We start from the raw sequence: 20515 nt of genomic DNA, 5'->3' as shown, positions 1-20515 counted from the left end.
CGGCGGCGCAACGAACCCACGTCAGGATCGTCCCATGACGGCGTCGAACCCCTTCAGCGACGAGTCCACCCTCCACCTCGACAGCGCGGCGCACCTCATGAACAGCATCAGCAGCCGGCTCGCCGACCGGCTCCGGCTCGTGTCGCCGAGCGGACGCGGCCGTCCCGTCCCGGCCCCTGCCCCGCCCGCCCTGGTCCTCGTCGCCCACGGCAGCCGCGACCCGCGCGCGCTGCTGACCGTACGGGCCCTGCGGGACCGGGTGCGCGAGCAGCGCCCCGGTCTCCCCGTCCACCTGGGCCACATCGAACTGAACGAGCCCCTGCTCCCGGACACCCTGGCCGCACTCGGAGCGGCCCCCGCGATCCTCGTACCGCTGCTCCTCGGCCGGGGCTACCACGTGAAACAGGACATCCCCGAGATGGCCGCCGCCTCACCCGCACGCACCCGCGTGGCAGCCCCGCTGGGCCCGCACCCGCTGCTGGTGGACACCCTGCACGCCCGCCTGCTGGAGGCCGGCTGGCCCCCGGCCCAGGACGCCGCCACGCGCCGCACTGGCGCGGTCGTCCTCGCCGCGGCGGGCTCCCGCGACCCCGACTCGGCCGCCGACACCCGCCGCACGGCCCGCCTCCTCGCCGACCGCCTCGGCGTCCCGGTCGTCCCCGCCTACGCCTCGGCGGCGAACCCGACGGTCCCCACGGCACTGCGGGCCTTGGCGGCCCGCGGCCGCGACCGGGTGGCGATCGCCTCCTGCTTCACCGCGCCGGGCCGGTTCGCGACCCAGTGCGCACAGGCGGCGCCGTGGATCGCCGCCGAGCCCCTGGGCGCCCACGAGGCGATGGCCCGCCTGGTCCTGCACCGCTACGACCTGGCGCGGGCACGGACGGCGGCGGATCTGGCGTCGGCCTGAGGCCAGGGGGCGGAACCAGCAACTCGACACGCCCCGGCGGGCGATCGGGCGCCCCGTACCCCCCGATTGTCACCACCGCCCCGTAGTGTCGAGTCATGGAAGGCACCACAGGCGACGGCACCGCACCCACCCCGGCCTACGACCCGACGTCGGTCGAACGCTGGGCACCCGAACCCGACAAACGACCGGGCCGCACCGCCTTCCAGCGCGACCGCGCCCGCGTCCTGCACTCCGCGGCCCTGCGCCGCCTGGCCGGCAAGACCCAGGTGGTCACACCGGGGACCCTCCCCCATTCCCAACTTCGCCCGAGCGGGGGGACCCCCATCCAGGCCTGGGACGCCAGCCCCCGCACCCGCCTGACCCACTCCCTGGAGTGCGCCCAGGTCGGCCGTGAGCTGGGCGCCGCCCTCGGCTGCGACCCCGACCTGGTCGAGGCCGCCTGCCTCTCCCACGACCTCGGCCACCCGCCCTTCGGCCACAACGGCGAACAGGCGCTGAACGAGTTCGCCGACGACTGCGGCGGCTTCGAGGGCAACGCCCAGTCGCTCCGACTGCTCACCCGCATCGAGCCCAAGCGGTTCACCCCCGAGGGCTCCGTCGGCCTCAACCTCACCCGCGCCGCCCTCGACGCCGCCACCAAGTACCCCTGGCCGCGCGGCGCCCACCCCAGCGACCCGGCGTCCGTGAAGTTCGGCGTGTACGAGGACGACCGCCCGGTGTTCGACTGGGTCCGCAAGACCGCCCCCGGCACCCGCACCTGCTTCGAGGCGCAGGTCATGGACTGGTCGGACGACGTGGCCTACTCCGTGCACGACGTCGAGGACGGGCTGCACGCCGGCCACATCGACCCGGACTGCCTGCACGCCGAACCCGAGCGGCAGGCGGTCTTCGCGGTCGCCGTCGGCCGGTACGTCCCGGCGGGCACCGATCCGGCCGAGCTGGCCGAGGCCCTCGACCGGCTCCAGGACCAGGAGTGGTGGCCGCACGGCTACGACGGCACGGCCGTCGCCCAGGCCCGGCTCAAGGACGCCACCAGCCAGCTCATCGGCCGGTTCTGCCTGGCCGCCGAGGGCGCCACCCGGGCCGCGTACGGCGGCGGCCGGCTCACCCGCTACGGCGCCGAACTCGTCGTGCCCCGCGGGACCCGCATGGAGTGCGCGGTGCTCAAGGCGGTCGCCGACCGGTTCGTCATGCAGCGCGCCGAGCAGGAGGTGCTGCGCGCCGACCAGCGGGTGGTCGTGGCCGAGCTGGCCGAGGCGCTCACCGTCCGCGCGCCGGACGGCCTCGACCCCCAGTTCCGGGCCCTGTTCGACGAGGCGCCCGACGACCACGCGCGCAAGCGGGTGATCGTCGACCAGATCGCCTCCCTGACCGACGCCTCCGCCCGCTCGCTGCACGCGAGACTGACGGGGCATATCCAGCGGGAAAGTGCCCCCCCAGTGGCCTGATCGGGGCACTCCCTCTTCCCGCGGCCCGCCCGGTGCGGGACGCTCGCATGTGGCGGCACCCTTACGAGGAGGCATCAAGTGGTCGACGCGGATCAGACATTCGTCATCGTCGGAGGCGGCCTCGCCGGCGCGAAGGCGGCCGAGACGCTCCGTGCGGAGGGCTTCACCGGCCGGGTGATACTGATCTGCGACGAGCGCGACCACCCGTACGAGCGTCCCCCGCTGTCCAAGGGCTACCTGCTCGGCAAGGAGGAGCGGGACAGCGTCTTCGTGCACGAGCCCGCCTGGTACGCGCGCAACGACGTCGAGCTGCACCTCGGCCAGACCGTGGACCGGATCGACCGCGCCGCGAAGACCGTGCGCTTCGGCGACGACGGCACCCTCGTCCACTACGACAAGCTGCTGCTGGCCACCGGCGCGGAACCCCGCCGCCTCGACATCCCCGGCACCGACCTGGCGGGCGTGCACCACCTGCGCCGCCTCGCCCACGCCGAGCGGCTCAAGGGCGTCCTGGCCGCGCTCGGCCGGGACAACGGGCACCTGGTGATCGCGGGCGCCGGCTGGATCGGCCTGGAGGTCGCGGCGGCGGCCCGCGAGTACGGAGCCGAGGTCACCGTGATCGAGCCGGCGGCGACCCCGCTGCACGGCGTCCTCGGACCCGAGCTGGGCAACGTCTTCGCGGAGCTGCACCGCGCCCACGGCGTCCGCTTCCGCTTCGGCGTGCGGCTCACCGAGATCGCCGGCCAGGACGGCGTGGTCCTCGCCGCCCGCACCGACGACGGCGAGGAGCACCCCGCCCACGCGGTGCTCGCGGCGATCGGCGCGGCCCCGCGGACCGCCCTCGCCGAGGCGGCGGGCCTGGAGCTCGCCGACCGGGCGCACGGGGGCGGGATCGTGGTGGACGAACGGCTGCGGACGTCCGACCCGGACATCCACGCGGCCGGTGACGTCGCCTCCTTCCCGCACGCCCTGTTCGACACCCGGCTGCGCGTCGAGCACTGGGCCAACGCCCTGAACGGCGGCCCGGTCGCCGCCCGCGCGATGCTCGGCCAGGACGTCACCTACGACCGCGTGCCCTACTTCTTCACCGACCAGTACGACCTGGGCATGGAGTACAGCGGCTGGGCACCGCCCGGGTCGTACGACGAGGTGGTCATCCGGGGCGACGCGGGCAAGCGGGAGTTCATCGCGTTCTGGGTCCGGGAGGGCCGGGTCCTGGCCGGGATGAACGTGAACGTGTGGGATGTCACAGAGCCGATCCAGAACCTCATCCGTTCCCGGGCCCGGGTGGACACGGACGCGCTCGCCGACCCCCACGTACCCCTCGACGGCCTCGCACCCTGATCTCCGCGGGCGCCGATCCTGTCACCCCGCCCCCGTAGAATCGCAGCGTGGCAGGACGGATCAACGACGAGGACGTGAAGGCGGTACGGGACGCGGTCCCGATCGACGCCGTGGTCTCCGAGTACCTCCAGCTGCGCAACGCCGGTGGCGGCAACCTCAAGGGGCTCTGCCCCTTCCACGACGAGAAGTCGCCGTCCTTCCAGGTCAGCCCGAGCAAGGGACTCTTCCACTGCTTCGGCTGCCAGGAGGGCGGCGACACCATCACCTTCGTCATGAAGGTGGACCACCTCTCCTTCTCGGAGGCGGTGGAGCGGCTCGCCGCCCAGGCCGGCATCACCCTGCGCTACGAGGAGGGCGGGTACAACCCCGCCCACCAGCGCGGCGAGCGCATCCGCCTGGTCGAGGCGCACAAGATCGCCGCCCAGTGGTACGCCGAACAGCTCGCGGGCGGCGCCGAGGCCGAGACCGGCCGGGTGTTCCTCGCCGAGCGAGGCTTCGACCAGGCCGCCGCCGTCCACTTCGGCGTCGGCTACAGCCCCCAGGGCTGGGACCACCTCACCCGGTACCTGCGCGGCAAGGGCTTCACCGACAAGGAACTGATCCTCTCCGGCCTCTCCCAGGAAGGCCGCCGCGGCCCGATCGACCGGTTCCGGGGCCGGCTGATGTGGCCCATCCGGGACATCGGGGGCGAGGTCGTCGGCTTCGGCGCCCGCAAGCTGTACGAGGCGGACAACGGGCCGAAGTACCTGAACACGCCCGACACGGCGATCTACAAGAAGTCCCAGGTCCTGTACGGCATCGACCTGGCCAAGCAGCACATCGCCAAGTCCAGCCGGGCCGTCGTCGTCGAGGGCTACACCGACGTCATGGCCTGCCACCTGGCCGGGGTCACCACGGCCATCGCCACCTGCGGCACGGCGTTCGGCGGCGACCACATCAAGATCCTCCGCCGGCTCCTCATGGACAACGGCTCCGCCCGGGTGATCTTCACCTTCGACGGTGACGCGGCCGGCCAGAAGGCGGCCCTGCGCGCCTTCGAGGACGACCAGAAGTTCGCGGCCGAGACCTACATCGCCATCGCGCCGGACGGCATGGACCCCTGCGAGCTGCGCCTGGCCAAGGGCGACGAGGCGGTCGCCGACCTGGCCGAACCGCGCACCCCGCTCTTCGAGTTCGCGCTGCGCCAGATCGTCGCCCGCTACGACCTGGACACCCCGGCCGGCCGGGCCGCCGCCCTGGACGAGGCCGCCCCGATCGTCGCCCGCATCAAGAACAGCGGCGCCCAGCACGAGGTCGCCGTCGAGCTGGCCGGGATGCTCGGCATCCTCGACACCCAGTTCGTGGTCAAGCGGGTCGCCCAGCTCGCCCGCTGGGCCCGCGAGCGCGGCAAGGGAGGCCCGCAGCAGCAGCCGCGCGGCCCGCAGCAGCAGTGGGAGACCGGACCGCGCACCGCGGCCCCGTCCGGCCCGGCCCTCACCCTGCGCAACCCCGTCTACGCCGCCGAGCGCGAACTGCTCAAGCTCGCCCTCCAGCGCCCCGACCTGGTCTCCCCGGCCTTCGACGCGTACGGCGTGGACGAGTTCACCGCCCCGCCCTACGCCGCCGTACGCCAGACCATCGCGGAGGCGGGCGGCGCCGAGTACGGCGTCGAGGACGGGCAGGGGTACCTGGTCCGGGTCCGGGACGCGGCGCCCGACGACACCGCCCGCGCCATGGTCACCGAGCTGGCCGTCGAGCCGATCCTGCGCCGCACGGTGGACGAGACGTACGCCGGCACGGTGCTGGTGCAGATCCGGCGCCGTGCCGTGGAGCGCCGCATCCGCGACATCCAGTCCCAGCTCACCCGCCTCTCCAGCGGCGGCGACCCGGCCCAACTGGCCGCCGTGCAGAACGAGATGTGGGTCCTCCAGCAGTACGACCAGGCCCTGCGCGAACGGGGCGCCTCCGCCCTGTGAGCGGCCGGCCCCGGCCGCCCCGGGAGCCCCGGCGGCCCGCAGTTGCCGGCCGCATAGTCCGGCCGACCGGATAACCGCCGAGTCACGGACCGGACGCAAAAAGTCACCGCACGACCCTCGTGGCGGCGATGTGTCTTACCCCACACTGGGTGCGGTGCCCGAGTCCCCGGTGCCTGCCCCAGGAGCGCATGCCGTCGACTCTCCGCTCCCGAAGCACCGCTGCCGCAACCCTCCGAGCAGCGATCATCCTGGAGGTCGCCCCCCGTGCAGACCCAGACCCTCACCCAGACCGACAGCAGCGCCGGCGCCACGGCCGACGGGCCCGGCGCGGAGTCCGGAGTCCTCGTGGCCGTCCCCCCGCAGAGCCGCGCCATCGGCCACCCCGAAGCGGGCCAGGAGCAGACCGGTGAGCCGGCGGAGCCACCCGCCGAGGCGCTGGCGGAGGAGCCGGAGGAGGCCGCCGAGCCCGCGGGGCCCGCGGCCGCCGCCCGGGCCGAGACCGGCGGCCCGTCCGCGGACCTGTTCCGCCAGTACCTGCGCGAGATCGGCCGCATCCCGCTGCTCACCGCCGCCGAGGAGGTCGACCTCGCCCGCAAGGTGGAGGCCGGGCTGTTCGCCGAGGAGAAGCTGAGCAGCACCCCCGACCTGGACAGCCGGCTCGCGCACGACCTGGACCGCCTGGTCGTCATGGGCCGGATGGCCAAGCGCCGCCTGATCGAGGCCAACCTGCGGCTGGTGGTGTCCGTGGCGAAGCGCTACGTCGGCCGTGGCCTGACCATGCTCGACCTGGTGCAGGAGGGCAACCTCGGGCTCATCCGGGCCGTGGAGAAGTTCGACTACGCCCGCGGCTACAAGTTCTCCACCTACGCCACCTGGTGGATCCGGCAGGCCATGTCCCGCGCCCTGGCCGACCAGGCCCGCACCATCCGGGTGCCGGTGCACGTGGTGGAACTGATCAACCGGGTCGTCCGCGTACAGCGCCGCATGCTGCAGGAACGCGGCTACGAGCCCGCCCCCGAGGAGGTCGCCGCCCAGCTCGACCTGGCGCCCGAGCGGGTCCGCGAGGTGCTGCGGCTCGCCCAGGAACCGGTGTCCCTGCACGCCCCGGTCGGCGAGGAGGACGAGGTGGCCCTCGGCGACCTCATCGAGGACGGCGACGCCGCGAGCCCCGTGGAGTCGGCCGCGTTCCTGCTGCTCCGGGAGCATCTGGAGGCCGTGCTCTCCACCCTCGGCGAGCGCGAACGGAAGGTCGTCCAGCTCCGCTACGGCCTCGCCGACGGCCGGCCCCGCACCCTGGAGGAGATCGGGCGCCTGTTCGGCGTGACCCGGGAGCGGATACGGCAGATCGAGTCCAAGACCCTCAACAAGCTCCGCGACCACACGTTCGCCGACCAGCTGCGGGGCTACCTGGACTGACCGGGGCCGCTCACCGCGTGAGCGGCCCCCGCCGTGGATCAGTCCACCTCGGCCACGGCCTGGGCGAACTGCGCCTTGTACAGCCGGGCGTAGGCTCCGTCGGCCGCCAGCAGCTCGGCGTGCGCGCCCTGTTCGACGATCGAGCCGTTCTCCATCACCAGGATGGTGTCGGCGTCCCGGATCGTCGACAGCCGGTGCGCGATGACGAACGAGGTCCGCCCGTGCGCGAGTTTGGCCATCGCCTTCTGGATCAGCACCTCGGTACGGGTGTCCACGGAACTCGTGGCCTCGTCCAGCACCAGGATGACCGGGTCGGACAGGAACGCCCGCGCGATGGTGATGAGCTGCTTCTCACCGGCGCTGACCCCGGAGCCCTCGTCGTCGATCACGGTGTCGTACCCGTCGGGCAGGGTGCGGATGAACCGGTCCGCGTGGGCCGCGCGGGCCGCCTCCTCGATCTCGCCCGGGGTGACATCGCGCGAGGCGCCGTAGGCGATGTTCTCCGCGATGGTGCCGCCGAACAGCCAGGTGTCCTGGAGCACCATGCCGATCCCGGACCGCAGTTCGTCCCGGGACATCCGCCGTACGTCCGCCCCGTCCAGCGTGATGCGCCCGCCGGAGACGTCGTAGAACCGCATCAGCAGGTTGACCAGCGTGGTCTTGCCCGCACCGGTCGGGCCGACGATCGCCACCGTCTGCCCGGGCTCCACCGTCAGCGACAGGTCCTCGATGAGCGGCTTCTCCGGGTCGTACCGGAACGACACGTGCTCCAGGCACACCCGTCCGCGCAGTTCCTCGGGCCGCACGCCGGGCACCGGGTCCGCCTCCTGCTCCTCCGCGTCCAGGAGTTCGAAGACCCGCTCCGCCGAGGCGACACCCGACTGCACCAGGTTCGCCATCGACGCGACCTGCGTCAGCGGCATCGAGAACTGCCGCGAGTACTGGATGAAGGCCTGCACATCGCCGATCGACAGCGCGCCCGACGCGACCCTGAGGCCACCGACGACCGCCACCAGCACATAGTTCAGGTTCGACACGAACATCATCAGCGGCTGCATGACACCGCTGTTGAACTGCGCCCGGAACCCGGCCTCGTACAGCGCCTCGTTCTGCTCGGCGAACTGCTTCGCCGACTCCTCCTGCCGTCCGAACACCTTCACCAGCGTGTGCCCGGAGTACATCTCCTCCACGTGGGCGTTGAGTTTGCCGGTGGTGCGCCACTGCTGCACGAAGTGCGGCTGCGACCGCTTGCCGACCCGGGTGGCGACCACGAACGACAGCGGCACGGTCACCAGCGCGACCAGCGCCAGCAGCCAGGAGACGTAGAACATCATCACCAGCACGCCGATGATGGTCAGCACCGCGTTGATGAGCTGGCCCATCGACTGCTGCAGCGTCTGGCCGATGTTGTCGATGTCGTTGGTGGCCCGGGAGAGGACCTCACCACGCTGGCGCTTGTCGAAGTACGACAGCGGCAGCCGCGACAGCTTCGTCTGCACGGACTCGCGCAGCCGGTACATGGTGCGGTTCACGGCCCGGTTGACCAGCCGGGTGGCGACCGCCATCAGCAGGCCGGCGACCAGGAAGGTGCCGAGCGCGAGCAGCAGCACGTGCCCGACGGCCGTGAAGTCGATGCCCTGGCCGGGGGTGAAGTCGGTGCCCTTGAGCATGTCCGCGATCTGGCCCTGGCCGCGCTCGCGCATCGACTGGAGCACCTGCTCCTTGGTGGCCCCGGCCGGCATCTGCCGGCCGACGATGCCGGCGAAGACCAGGTCGGTGGCCCTGCCGAGGATCTTCGGGCCGAGCACGCTCAGGGTCACACTGACGACCACGCACAGCAGCAGGGCGTAGATGGTGACCCGTTCGGGCCTGAACTGGGCGACGAGCCGCTTGCCCGAGCCCTTGAAGTCCATCGAGCGCTGGTCGGGGCCGCCCCCGGCCATCATGCGTCCCATGGGCCCGGCCATCAGGCGGCCTCCGCTTCCGTCAGCTGGGAGAGCACGATCTCCCGGTAGGTCTCGTTGGTCGCCATCAGCTCGTGGTGCCGGCCGGTGCCGACCACCCGGCCCTCGTCCAGCACGATGATCCGGTCCGCGTCCCGGATGGTGGCCACCCGCTGGGCGACGATCACCACGGTCGCCTCGGCGGTCTCGCGGCCGAGCGCGGAGCGCAGCGCCGCGTCGGTGGCGTAGTCCAGCGCGGAGAAGGAGTCGTCGAAGAGGTAGATCTCCGGGCGCTGCACCAGCGTGCGGGCGATGGCGAGCCGCTGCCGCTGACCGCCGGAGACATTGGTGCCGCCCTGCGCGATCGGTGCGTCGAGCCCGCCCTCCAGGTCGCTGACGAACTCCTTGGCCTGCGCCACCTCCAGCGCCTGCCACAGCTCCTCGTCGGTGGCGTCCGGACTGCCGTAGCGCAGATTGGTCGCGACCGTCCCGGCGAACAGGTACGGCTTCTGCGGCACGAGCCCGACGGTGGCGGCGAGCAGCGCGGGGTCGACCTCGCGGACGTCCACGCCGTCCACGAGCACCTCGCCCTCGGTGGCGTCGAACAGCCGCGGGACCAGGCCGAGCAGGGTCGACTTCCCGCTGCCGGTCGAGCCGATCACGGCGGTCGTCTCGCCCGGCCGGGCCACCACGTCGATGGACTTCAGCACCGGCTCCTCGGCACCCGGATAGCGGAAGCCCGCGCCCCGGATCTCCAGATGCCCGTGCCGGCGCAGCTCGGTCACCGCGGCGGCCGGCGGCACCACGCTCGAGTCGGTCCCCAGGACCTCCTCGATGCGCTCGGCGCACACCTCGGCGCGCGGCACCATCATGAACATGAAGGTGGCCATCATCACGGACATGACGATCTGCATCAGATAGGCGAGGAACGCGGTCAGGTCACCGATGGCCATCCCGCCGCTGTCGATGCGGTGGGCGCCGAACCAGACCACCGCGATGGACGACACGTTCACCACCGTCATGACGATCGGGAACATCAGGGCGAGCATCCGGCCGGTGGCCATCTGCATCTCGGTCAGGTCCCCGTTGGCCTTCCCGAACCGGCCCTGCTCGTACTCGTCCCGGACGAAGGCGCGGATCACCCGGTTGCCGGTGATCTGCTCGCGCAGCACCCGGTTCACCGTGTCCAGCCGCGTCTGCATGGACCGGAACAGCGGTCGCAGCCGCCGCACGATCAGCGTCACGGAGATGCCGAGCACCGGCACGACCGCGACGAGCACCGCGGACAGCGGGACGTCGAGACCGAGCGCGAGCACGATTCCGCCGACACACATGATGGGCGCCGACACCATCAGGGTGAACGACATCAGGGCCAGCATCTGGACCTGCTGCACGTCGTTCGTCGTACGGGTGATGAGCGAAGGCGCACCGAAGTGACCCACCTCACGGGCGGAGAAGGACTGGACCCGGTCGAAGACCGCGCCGCGCACGTCCCGGCCGAGCGCGGAAGCGGTCCGGGCGCCGAAGTACACCGCGCCGATGTTGCACACGACCTGGGCCAGCGAGACGCCGATCATCAGGGCGCCGAAGGACAGGATGTAGTCCGTGTCACCCTTCACGACACCGTTGTCGATGATGTCGGCGTTGAGCGTGGGCAGGTAGAGGGTGGCGCAGGTCTGCAGGAACTGCAGCAGCACCAGGAGCGCTATGGGTTTCTTGTAGGGCCTGAGATAGGTCCGCAGAAGTCGTATGAGCACGCTACGTCTCTCGGAGTCGGCGACAGGGGCTGGTCGATGTGCCCTTCGCCCCTATCGTCGGACACTCCACCCGCGTTACCTCAACCGATTAAGCCATCGGCGTGCTCCCGCGCCCCGGAGGTTTCGGGAGGTCACGGACGAAACGCTCCCGGATGGGTCTGCTCCCGCACCGACACGAACTGCTGACGCACCGCCTGCCCCACGGCCAGGTCCTCACCCGGCTCCAGCACCTGCGCCGCGGCGCCGTGCCAGGCCGGCGGGGTGCGCGGGTCGAGCGCCCCCTGCGACACGCCGAGCGCCCAGGCGGCCTGCCGGGCCGCGCCGATCGCCGCGTAGTCCGCGGGCTGCGGCACGACCACCTGCGCGCCGAACAGCGACGGCGCCGCCGCCTGTACGGCGGGCAGCTCGGCGGCCGCGCCGAGCAGGAAGACCCGCCGCACCTCGACACCCCGCCCGCGCAGCACGTCCAGCGCGTCGGCGAGCCCGCACAGCATGCCCTCGAAGGAGGCCCGCGCCAGATGCTCGGCCTTCATGGACTCGCGGCGCAGTCCGGCCAGCGTGCCCGCGGTGTGCGGAAGCTGCGGCGTCCGCTCGCCCTCCAGATACGGCAGCAGCACCAGCCCGTGCGCCCCCGGCGTCGACTTCATCGCCAGATCGGACAGGCTCTCCAGGTCGGGCAGGCCGAGCAGTTCGGCGGTGCCGCGCAGGGTGCGCACCGCGTTCAGGGTGGTCACGACCGGCAGGTGCATGCCGGTGGCGTCGGCCAGGGAGGTGATCATCCCGGACTGGTCGGTGAGCGCCTCGGGGTGCACGGCCATCACGGACCCTGACGCCCCGAGGGAGACGACCGCGTCCCCGAGCCCGATCCCGAGCCCGAAGGCCGCGGCCATCGTCTCCCCGGTGCCGGCGGAGATCAGCAGCCCCTCCGGGGTGGTGCCGGCCGCGTCCGACGGGCCGATCACCTCGGGCAGCATCACCTGGTGGCCCAGCGCCAGCTCGACCAGGTCGGGCCGGTAGCCGCCGCCGGCGGCGGACCAGTACCCGGTGCCGGAGGCGCCACCGCGGTCGGTGGTCCGCCGCACCGGCCGCCCGAGGAGCTGCCAGACGAGCCAGTCGTGGGCCTGCAGCAGCACGGCGGTGCGCTGCGCGTTCTCGGGTTCGTTCTTGGCGAGCCAACGCAGCTTGGTCACCGGCTGCGCGGCCTGCGGCACGGACCCCACGGCCTGGGCCCAGGCCTCCCGGCCGCCCAGTGCGTCGACCAGGTCGGCCGCCGCGACCTGTGCCCGCTTGTCCCCGCCGACCAGCGCCGGCCGCACGGTGTTGCCCTGGGCGTCCAGCGGGACCAGCGCGTTCTGCTGGGTCGAGACCCCGATGGCCTGCACGCCCTCCAGCAGCCCGCCCCCCGCGGCCTCGCCCAGGGAGAGCAGCCAGGCCTGCGGGTCGACGTCGCTGGGGCGGCCGCCGCCGTCCGGCGTTTCGACCGGGTGCGGGGCATACCCCTGCCTCAGCACGGCTCCGGTGTCCGTGTCGCAGACCACGATGCGCGTGAAATCGGGTGAGCTGTCCAAGCCGGCGACTATCCCCATGGCGAAAATTCTGCCGCATCGCGGCGCTTGCTTCGGCCCTGGGCGCAGTGGTGCCGCCGGAGCGTTACGTGTTGCTCGTTCCCCAGTCGTCCTCGGGGGTCCCGTTCACGTTGCGCTCGCGCAGCGAACGCACGCGCTGGGCCACCGACGCGGGGACCCGGTCGCCCACCTTGTCGCTGACCGTGTGGAACGCCTTGCCCGCGTACTGGCGGCCCTGCTGGGCCGCCGTCTCCGCGGTGCTCCGCACGGCGGGATTCTCCGCGATCAGGCGAGCGGACTTCTTCAGCTGCTCGTAGCGCTCGCGTCCGGCCCTCGTGCCCAGCACGTAACCGAGGGCCACTCCGGCGAGGAACGTAAGCCGGTAGCGCATGGCTGCCACCCTTCCCTTTGTCTGAGGTCTCTGGTGCGGCGTCGGCGCCGGGGAGAACCGATTGGCGGAGCACCCCCCTGCTTGCGCTAATGTATGTGTCGCAGCGAGCGCCCGCCCCCTGGCGAATACCCAGGTAGGTGCGTTCGATGCAACGAGGCGATCCTCCGTAGCTCAATTGGCAGAGCAGCCGGCTGTTAACCGGCAGGTTACTGGTTCGAGTCCAGTCGGGGGAGCTTCGGTCCTCCGTAGCTCAATTGGCAGAGCAGCCGGCTGTTAACCGGCAGGTTACTGGTTCGAGTCCAGTCGGGGGAGCGCGTTGAACGAGGACCCTACGGGGTCCTTTTTCATGTCCCTGGGAACCGCCGCCTACCTGGTGAAGTCCTCGAGGTCAGGAAGCAGCGCGGAAGCCGACCATCCGAAGCAGGAGATCGTATGAGCGGCTATGCTGCGGCAGACGGCGCGCACACATGTACGCGACACGCCGCTATGGGGCGGTAGCTCAGCCGGTTAGAGCAGCGGACTCATAATCCGTCGGCCGTGGGTTCGAGTCCCACCCGCCCCACTCAGTACTACTCCCGCAGAAACGTCTCATCATCCGGCGCCGGGCCGGCGACGTCTTCCTTCGCCGCGATGGTCCGCCGTGCGGCCCGCCTTCGGCCGGACAAATGGTTCGGGTTCGTCAAGCGGTTCGGTCAACAGCCCTCGAACGGTCATGACTTGCCGTGATTTTGGCTTGGACATGCCCTGCGCTGGGCACGGACCTCCTACCGGAAGCCGCCGCGGGGGCGGCGCCGGCAGGAGGAGGGCGTCATGGACCGTCGTATCCGGGTACGTGTCATTCGCCGGCCCGCCCCGCGCGAGCAGGAGATCGACCGCAGGACGCCTTCCGGGCGCATCCTCCCGTACTGATCGCCGCGCCCGCCGTCACCGGTCGTCGCGGGCCGGCGGCACATGGCGGGCCACCGCCGCGCGCAGCGCGGCACGCAGGGCCCCGGGCGGCGCGGGACCGCCGGGCGCCGTGGTCGCGACGAGCGCGGCCGCCACCTCGCGCAGCTTGGTGTTGGTGCGCTGGGAGGCCTCCCGCAGGATGTGCCAGGCCTGTTCGGGGGTGCAGGAGTGAGCGGCCATCAGGACGCCGCGCGCCTGGTCGATCACCGGGCGGGATTCGATCGCGTGCCGCAACTGCGCCACCTCGGCCCGCAGCAGCCGCAGTTGCTCGGCCCGCTCACGGGCCATCGCGGAGCCGCTGCGGGCGCGCGAACCGGCGAACGGCGCGGCCGTCAGCGGGTCGGTGCCGTCCAGACCCACCAGTTCCAGCACCCGGCGCGGCTGTCCCTGCCATCCGGTGAGCGCGACCGGCACGCCGCGCCGGCGCCCGTACTCGCCCAGCACGTCCAGGAACCGCAGACCCGAGGTGTCCATGAAGGACACGCCGCTCGTGTCCACTTCGACCCGGGCGACGTCCGCCGGAAGGGCCGCCAGGGCTCTCGCCAGTGTGTCCGCGCAGTCGTGCACCAGTTCCCCACGCGCCTGGAGTAAAGCCCGGTCACGTACCGTCCGACCCTCCACGACCAGAGCCTGCGGCGCTCCGGCGTGCGGGTCTCGTGCCCCTGAGGTCATGTCTCCGCCCTGCTTCGGTCCTCGTGGCTCGCCCCTCGCCTGCCCTGGCGTCCCGGCGCCTACACCCCCGCCCGACGGCACCTGGGCGCCTACAGGGCTCGCCCGGTGCCGTGGTGAGGCGGCGTGAGCGTGCCGGAGCCGGCGGCGGCCCCCGGCGGCCGCCGCCGCACCACCGGCCGCGGTGTGCCGCCCTGCCCCGCCGACGTCATGACCACGGCCCCCGGGACCCTTCGCGCGCCCCGCCCTCGTCCACGCGGGCACCGAGCGGTACCTCACCGGCACCGGCACCGTGCCGTGCGTGCGCGCCCGCCCAGGCCACCGGTGAACCGGTCGCGGTCGCGGCGCCCGGGGAGAAGCCGCGGCCGATCCGGAACGCGCCGGGCGCCGACGCCGACGCCGTGCGCGGCCTGGACCTAGGGGAGGCCGGACGCTGTCCGGGCCGGATCACCCTGGCGTGCGCATCGCCGGCGAGCCGGTGCGGGCGGGCCGCGGCGCCGCCGAGCAGCCCGCCCGTGCCCAGCACCGGGCTCTCATCAACACGGCGTTCCGGGGCCGCGAGGTCCCGTCCTGTGGCTCCACGGCACCGGGGGCCAGGACGAGCGGGCGCGTACACGGTGGGCCTGGACGGGCGCGCGCATTGCTCGCCGGAGCTCCGCACCCGGTCACCGAGCGCGGCCGCCGGCTCGGTCCGACCGGGCTGCGGCCCGCGGACCTCTCCCCGATCACCGCGGAGCCGGCCCACCGACGGCGTGGTCCACGGCGACGACATGGACGCGCTCACGGGTGGGCCGGGGGAGGGTGGCCAGGTGCTGCTGGAGATCCGGGGCCGGGGCCGCCTGGCCGTCCGGCAGCCGACCTGCAGTCCGCGGCCGACCCGCGGGCTGCTTCCGGTCAGAGCGGCTGTCCGGCCTGGTCCGAACGCACGCGGCGGAGTCGGGACGACGGTCCGCGGCTACTTGTCCCGGCAGCCGACCCGCTCAGGCGGCGCGCGGGTTCAGTACGAGGGGTTCGACGTTGCCCTCCAGCATGGCGCCGAGACCCTGGACCGCGCACAGCTCCGGCCGTTCCGCGATGTGCACCGGGATGCCGATCGCCTGACGCAGCATCTGGTCCAGGCCGGGCAGCAGGGCGGAGCCGCCGACCATCACGAGCCCGCGGTCGGCCAGGTCGGCCACCAGGTCGGGCGGGCACTCGCGCAGCACCTTGCCGATGCCGTCCAGGACCGAGGTCAACGGGGTCTGGATGGCGTTGCGGACGGCCGCCGTCTTGACCCGCACACTGCGGGCGAGACCGGTGACCACGTCCCGGCCGTGGATCTCCGTCAGCGTCGGGCCGTCCGGGGTGAGCCCGCTGCCGGACAGCGCGAGCTGCAGCGGCCGTACCGCCTGGCTCGGCAGCAGCAACCGGTGTTCGAGCCGCAGGTGCTGCACGATGGCGTTGTCGACGGCCTCCCCGCCGACCGGAACCCGCTCGGCGGTGACCAGCGAGCCGAGGGAGAGCACGGCGACCTGCGTGGCCGCCGCCCCGCACACCATGATCATGGTCGCTTCGGGCTGCTCCACCGGGAGTCCGCACCCCACCGCGGCCGCGATCAGCGTGTCCACCAGCTCGACCCGGCGCGCCCCCAGCCCGACCAGCGTCTCGATCGTCGCCCGCTGGGCGAGCGGGTCCGCGTCGTGCGGGGTGCAGGCCGCCGCCCGCAGCCGGGGCTTGCGGCGCAGGGCTCGGCGCACCTTCTCGCCGAGCAGTTGCCGCAGCATGCGCTGGGCCATCTCGATGTCGACCACCGTGCCGCCGGAGATGGGCCGCACGACCTTGATGTATCCCGGTGTCCGCCCCGTCATCTGCTCCGCGAACTCGCCCACCGCGATCAGCGCGCCCGTCCGGGTGTTCACGGCCGCGACCGATGGCTGGTCGACGACGATCCCGGCACCCTTCACGTACACCCGGGTACGGGCCGCGCCCAGGTCGACGGCGAAGTGGCAGCGACGCAACTGCTCCAGGCTTACGGTCACGGCGGATCCTCCCGAGTGCGCAGGGCCTTGGAGGCCGGACGGTGGCTTCCTCCCCACTCTCCGGGGGACGCCGACGGCGCGCCTGTGGGAGGGGGCCGGGCGGGGCGCCGCTGAATGGGGGGTTCGACGCGGGGCCACGGTTCAGCGGGTCCGCCCACCGTGCGAGAGGGGGAGGAGCCCGCCCCCACGACGTCCGAGCCGGTCGCCGGGCGGCCGCCCCGGTCCGCACCGGTCCGCACCGGTCCGCACCGCGCGGTTCGCCCATAGCGCGCTCCGCCCCCGGTGCCCTCGCGCCGCGGCCCGCTCCCACGGGGCGGAACACCACCGGCCGTGTCCCCGGTTCCGCCGCCCGCCCCGGCCGCCGCTGGCGGGAAGCCGCCAGGACGCCTTTCCGCCAGGACCGGTCAACACCCTTGTCCCACGCGGCACATGACACTCGTCCCAGCACTCGACGCGCTCGACACGAGAAGAGGCGTGGATGACCAGAGGACCAGTCAGACGCGGGGCGGCCCTGCTGTCGGCGGGGCTTGTGATCGCCCTGTTGCCGAACGGGCCGGCGGTCGCGCAGCAGGCCGTCACCGCGGCACGGCGCACCCCGGACACCGCCACCACCGTCACCCTCGTCACCGGCGACAAGGTGACCGTCACCGACCTGGGACAGGGGAGGAGAACGGTCACCGTGCGGCGGCCCCAGGGGGCCACCGGTGCCGTGCGGACCCAGATGAACGGCGGTGAGATCACCGTCGTGCCGGACGAGGCGCGGCCGTACCTGCGGGCCGGCAGCCTGGACCGGCGGCTGTTCGACGTGAGCGGGCTCATCCGGCAGGGGCTCACCGACGCCAGGGCGGACGCGCTGCCGCTGATCGTGACCTACGGCAAGGGCTCGCGCGCCACCACCCCGGCAGGCGCCGAGCGGACCCGGTCGCTGCCCAGCCTGCGCGGGGCCGCCGTCGAGGCCGCCCGGGGGCGGACCTTCTGGCGGTCCTTCACCCGGCGCGGGAGCGTGGACAAGGTCTGGCTCGACGGCCGCGTCAGGGCCGACATGGCCGAGAGCAACGCCCAGATCGGGACGGCGTCCGCCTGGGACGCGGGCCTCACCGGCAAGGGCGTCACGGTCGCCGTGCTGGACACCGGCGCCGACCTGACCCACCCCGACCTCAAGGACCGGGTCACCGACAGCCGGAGCTTCATCGAGGGCGAGGAGGTCGCCGACCGCAACGGCCACGGCACCCATGTCACCTCCACCGTCGGCGGCAGCGGTGCCGCCTCCGACGGCAAGGAGCGGGGCGTCGCGCCCGGGGCCACACTCGCGGTCGGCAAGGTGCTCGGCGACCAGGGCTCGGGCAGCGAGTCGCAGATCATCGCGGGCATGGAGTGGGCGGCGCGGGACGTGCGCGCCAAGGTCGTGTCCATGAGCCTGAGCTCGACCGAGGTCAGCGACGGCACGGACCCGATGGCGCAGGCCGTGAACACGCTCTCCGCGGAGACCGGCGCCCTGTTCGTCGTCGCGGCCGGCAACGCCGGCGCCCGCTCCTCCATAGGCTCGCCGGGCGCCGCCGACGCCGCCCTCACCGTCGGCGCGGTGGACTCCGGCGACCAGGCGGCCTACTTCACCAGCGCCGGACCCCGGTACGGCGACAACGCCCTCAAGCCGGACCTCTCGGCGCCCGGTGTCGACATCCTCGCCGCCCGCTCCGGGCTCGTGGAGGGCAGCGGGCCGTACACCACGATGAGCGGCACCTCCATGGCGACACCGCACGTCGCCGGGGTGGCCGCCCTGCTCGCCCAGGCCCACCCGGACTGGTCCGGCGCCCGGCTGAAGGACGCGCTGATGTCCAGTTCCACGCGGCTGGACGCGTCCCCGTACACGCTCGGCGCCGGGCGGGTCAGCGTGCCGGACGCCGTCAAGGCCGACGTCACCGCCACCGGCAGCGCCGACCTCGGCTTCTACGGCTGGCCGTACGACGCGAACAAGCCGGTCACCCGCACCCTCACCTACCGCAACTCCTCCGACGCGGACGTACGGCTGACGCTGGCCGTCGAGGGCGGTCCGGAGGGCCTCGCCACCCTCGCCGACTCCGCCCTGACCGTCCCCGCGCACGGCACCGCCTCCACCACCGTCACCGGCGACGGCTCGAAGGCCCCGGTCGGCGAGAGCGGCGGGCAGGTCACGGCCTCCGCGCCGGACGGCACCCCGGTCGCACACACCGTGTTCGGGCTGGTCAAGGAGGAGGAGCGGTACACGCTCACCGTCCACGTCAAGGACCGCGCGGGCGCGGCCACCGCGGCCGACCTCGCCGTGCAGCGGCTCGCCGCGGGCGAGGACGCCCAGCCCGCGCACGTCGGCGACTCCGGCACCCTGAAGCTGCGGCTGAAGCCGGGCACCTACAGCCTGGCCTCCTTCCTCGACGTACGCGGCAGCCACGGCGCCGACTCGCTCGGCCTCGGCTTCCTCGCCGCCCCCGAGATCACCCTCGACCGGGACCAGGACGTCACCCTCGACGGACGGAAACTGCGCGAGCTGAAGGCGGACGTCCGCCGGCGCACCGAGACCCGGCAGCTCCTCATGGAGTACGACCGGAAGGCGAACGGCGCCGACCTGTTCGGCGCGGTCCAGGTGCCGCTCACCTACGACAGCGTCTTCGCGGCACCCACCGCGAAGGTCACCGAGGGCTCCTTCGAGTACCGGACCGTGTGGCGGCTCGCCAAGCCGCTGCTGGAGGTCAGGGGCATCGGCGAGGCCACCGTGCAGGCGGGGGGCTCGCTCACCGAGGGGCGCACGAGGCTGCCGCTGACCGACGTCGGCGACGGGCCGTTCACCGGGGTCGAGGGCAGGGCCGTGCTCGCGCACCTCGCCGACGGCGCCGACCCGGCCGCGCTGGCCCAGGCGGCCCAGGACGCGGGCGCCAAGGCGCTGTTCGTCACGGACGACGCCCCCGGCCGGCTGATGGCCTGGTGGGGCACGGACGACAACGCCGACCGGCCGTTGCAGATCGCCACGGTGAGCGCGGCGGACGCGGCCCGGCTGCGGGCGGCCGGCAAGGTCGACATGACCGGCACCCGCAACTCCCCGTACGTGTACGACCTGTCCGAGGGGCACCCGGGCGCGATCCCGGACCGGGACCTCACCTACGCGCCCTCCGGCCGTCAACTGGCCGCCGTGCACACCCGGTTCCACGCCGCGGAGCCGGTGAGCGGCGGTGAGTTCCGGTACTCGATCACCGGTACCTTCCCCGTGGGCCTCGGCTTCCAGGAGCGCGTCGACCTGCCCGCCGAGCGCACCGACTACGTCTCCACCGGCCCCGGCCAGCTCTGGCACGAGTCCGTCACCGTCCGCGACGGGGCGCTGGAGGAGCGCAGCGGACTGGTGCGCTACGACGGCGGATCACGGCCGGAACAGGACTGGTTCCGGCCGGTGTGGCACCCGTGGCTGGGCACCGGTCTCGGCTGGGGACAGCAACGCGCCGGGAACGTCATCCAGTTGAACACCCCCGGCTGGGGCGACTCCGGCCCCGACCACACCGGCTTCGGCGACGTGTGGAGCGAGGGCAGCGGGATGACCCAGACCACCGCCGTCTACCTGGACGGCACGCTCGTCGCCCGGCGCCCCGGCTCCGGCGCCTATGTGTGGGACGCGCCCGCCGACGAGCACACCTACAAGGTGGTCACCGACACCGCCCTGGACCCCGCCCTCTGGAAGCCCGGCACCGAGGGCCACAGCGAGTGGACGTTCCGGTCGGCGGCCACCCCGGAGGACCGCTGGACCTACCTGCCGCTGATCAACCTCGCCTTCGACGTCGACACCGACCTCGCCGGCACGGTGCCCGCCGGGCACCGCGTACCGGTCGGGATCGCCGCCTCGTACGTGGCGAAGGCCGCCGGAGGCGGAACCCTCGGCGGCGGCCGGCTCGAGGTGTCCTACGACGGCGGCACCACCTGGCGGACGGTCCGGCTCACCGCGGACCGGAACGCCTCCTGGGAGGGCACCCTGAGCGTGCCCCGCGACGCCACCCAGGTCTCGCTGCGGGCCTCGGCCCACGACGACAGGGGCGGCTCGGTCACCCAGGAGATCACCCGGGCGGTGGGGGTGCGGTAGCCGGTGTAGCGGGGGCGGTTCACGGGGCCGCCCCCGCTCCGCGGCCCGGTGCGCGGGC

The 20515-nt window shown here is 73.2% G+C and carries 11 protein-coding genes, 3 tRNA genes and 1 pseudogene; 9 read left to right on the top strand and 6 right to left on the bottom strand.

What is annotated here, in order from left to right:
* Positions 1-34: 34 nt before the first annotated feature.
* From ACWCPN_RS01390 to ACWCPN_RS01370, 5 genes and pseudogenes are all read left to right on the top strand, one after another.
* Entirely contained in the window at positions 35-907 is an 873-nt protein-coding gene (locus tag ACWCPN_RS01390; protein WP_451201688.1) for a sirohydrochlorin chelatase, read from the top strand.
* A 95-nt stretch (positions 908-1002) separates the two neighbouring features.
* Complete coding sequence (locus ACWCPN_RS01385) at positions 1003-2355, top strand: deoxyguanosinetriphosphate triphosphohydrolase (RefSeq protein ID WP_451201686.1); 1353 nt, start codon at positions 1003-1005, stop codon at positions 2353-2355.
* A gap of 78 nt (positions 2356-2433) precedes the next feature.
* Positions 2434-3699: an NAD(P)/FAD-dependent oxidoreductase gene (locus ACWCPN_RS01380; protein WP_451201685.1), complete on the top strand. Its 1266-nt coding sequence runs from the start codon at positions 2434-2436 to the stop codon at positions 3697-3699.
* A 47-nt stretch (positions 3700-3746) separates the two neighbouring features.
* Positions 3747-5654: a DNA primase gene (gene dnaG, locus ACWCPN_RS01375; protein ID WP_451201683.1), complete on the top strand. Its 1908-nt coding sequence runs from the start codon at positions 3747-3749 to the stop codon at positions 5652-5654.
* Between the two features lie 219 nt (positions 5655-5873).
* Positions 5874-7070: pseudogene (locus tag ACWCPN_RS01370) on the top strand (RNA polymerase sigma factor).
* Between the two features lie 38 nt (positions 7071-7108).
* On the opposite strand, the gene ACWCPN_RS01365 reads toward ACWCPN_RS01370, so the two are convergent.
* From ACWCPN_RS01365 to ACWCPN_RS01350, 4 genes are all read right to left on the bottom strand, one after another.
* Positions 7109-9037 carry an ABC transporter ATP-binding protein gene (locus ACWCPN_RS01365; RefSeq protein ID WP_451201681.1) on the bottom strand — a complete coding sequence of 643 codons (1929 nt, stop codon included), beginning with the start codon at positions 9035-9037 and terminating at the stop codon, positions 7109-7111.
* Entirely contained in the window at positions 9037-10770 is a 1734-nt protein-coding gene (locus ACWCPN_RS01360) for an ABC transporter ATP-binding protein (protein ID WP_451201680.1), read from the bottom strand. Before ACWCPN_RS01360 ends, ACWCPN_RS01365 begins: the two co-directional genes overlap by 1 nt.
* A gap of 131 nt (positions 10771-10901) precedes the next feature.
* The gene (locus ACWCPN_RS01355) at positions 10902-12356 is read right to left on the bottom strand and encodes a xylulokinase (protein ID WP_199210428.1); all 1455 of its coding nucleotides are present in this window, start codon (positions 12354-12356) and stop codon (positions 10902-10904) included.
* Between the two features lie 64 nt (positions 12357-12420).
* The gene (locus ACWCPN_RS01350; protein ID WP_199210427.1) at positions 12421-12726 is read right to left on the bottom strand and encodes a YtxH domain-containing protein; all 306 of its coding nucleotides are present in this window, start codon (positions 12724-12726) and stop codon (positions 12421-12423) included.
* Between the two features lie 160 nt (positions 12727-12886).
* Here ACWCPN_RS01350 and ACWCPN_RS01345 point away from each other — a divergent pair.
* The 3 genes from ACWCPN_RS01345 (at position 12887) to ACWCPN_RS01335 (ending at position 13288) form a co-directional block, all read left to right on the top strand.
* Positions 12887-12959, top strand: a tRNA-Asn gene (locus ACWCPN_RS01345).
* A gap of 6 nt (positions 12960-12965) precedes the next feature.
* Positions 12966-13038: transfer RNA gene (locus ACWCPN_RS01340), tRNA-Asn, on the top strand.
* Between the two features lie 176 nt (positions 13039-13214).
* Positions 13215-13288, top strand: a tRNA-Ile gene (locus ACWCPN_RS01335).
* A gap of 362 nt (positions 13289-13650) precedes the next feature.
* Here the strand turns inward: ACWCPN_RS01335 and ACWCPN_RS01330 are convergent.
* The gene (locus tag ACWCPN_RS01330) at positions 13651-14295 is read right to left on the bottom strand and encodes an ANTAR domain-containing protein (protein WP_451201678.1); all 645 of its coding nucleotides are present in this window, start codon (positions 14293-14295) and stop codon (positions 13651-13653) included.
* Between the two features lie 1028 nt (positions 14296-15323).
* Positions 15324-16361 carry a rod shape-determining protein gene (locus ACWCPN_RS01325; RefSeq protein ID WP_451201677.1) on the bottom strand — a complete coding sequence of 346 codons (1038 nt, stop codon included), beginning with the start codon at positions 16359-16361 and terminating at the stop codon, positions 15324-15326.
* 478 nt (positions 16362-16839) lie between these two features.
* Here ACWCPN_RS01325 and ACWCPN_RS01320 point away from each other — a divergent pair, with 478 nt between their 5' ends.
* Positions 16840-20457: a S8 family serine peptidase gene (locus ACWCPN_RS01320; protein ID WP_451201676.1), complete on the top strand. Its 3618-nt coding sequence runs from the start codon at positions 16840-16842 to the stop codon at positions 20455-20457.
* Positions 20458-20515 lie beyond the last annotated feature (58 nt).

Source organism: Streptomyces sp. NPDC002386 (genome assembly GCF_053593175.1).
This window is presented reverse-complemented; position numbering and strand designations above follow the sequence as displayed.

Coding starts and splice junctions, on each gene's coding strand:
- ACWCPN_RS01385 (WP_451201686.1), top strand. CDS start 1,003: ATGGAAGGCACCACAGGCGACGGCACCGCACCCACCCCGGCCTACGAC.
- ACWCPN_RS01320 (WP_451201676.1), top strand. CDS start 16,840: ATGACCAGAGGACCAGTCAGACGCGGGGCGGCCCTGCTGTCGGCGGGG.
- ACWCPN_RS01390 (WP_451201688.1), top strand. CDS start 35: ATGACGGCGTCGAACCCCTTCAGCGACGAGTCCACCCTCCACCTCGAC.
- ACWCPN_RS01365 (WP_451201681.1), bottom strand. CDS start 9,037: ATGGCCGGGCCCATGGGACGCATGATGGCCGGGGGCGGCCCCGACCAG.
- ACWCPN_RS01350 (WP_199210427.1), bottom strand. CDS start 12,726: ATGCGCTACCGGCTTACGTTCCTCGCCGGAGTGGCCCTCGGTTACGTG.
- ACWCPN_RS01355 (WP_199210428.1), bottom strand. CDS start 12,356: ATGGGGATAGTCGCCGGCTTGGACAGCTCACCCGATTTCACGCGCATC.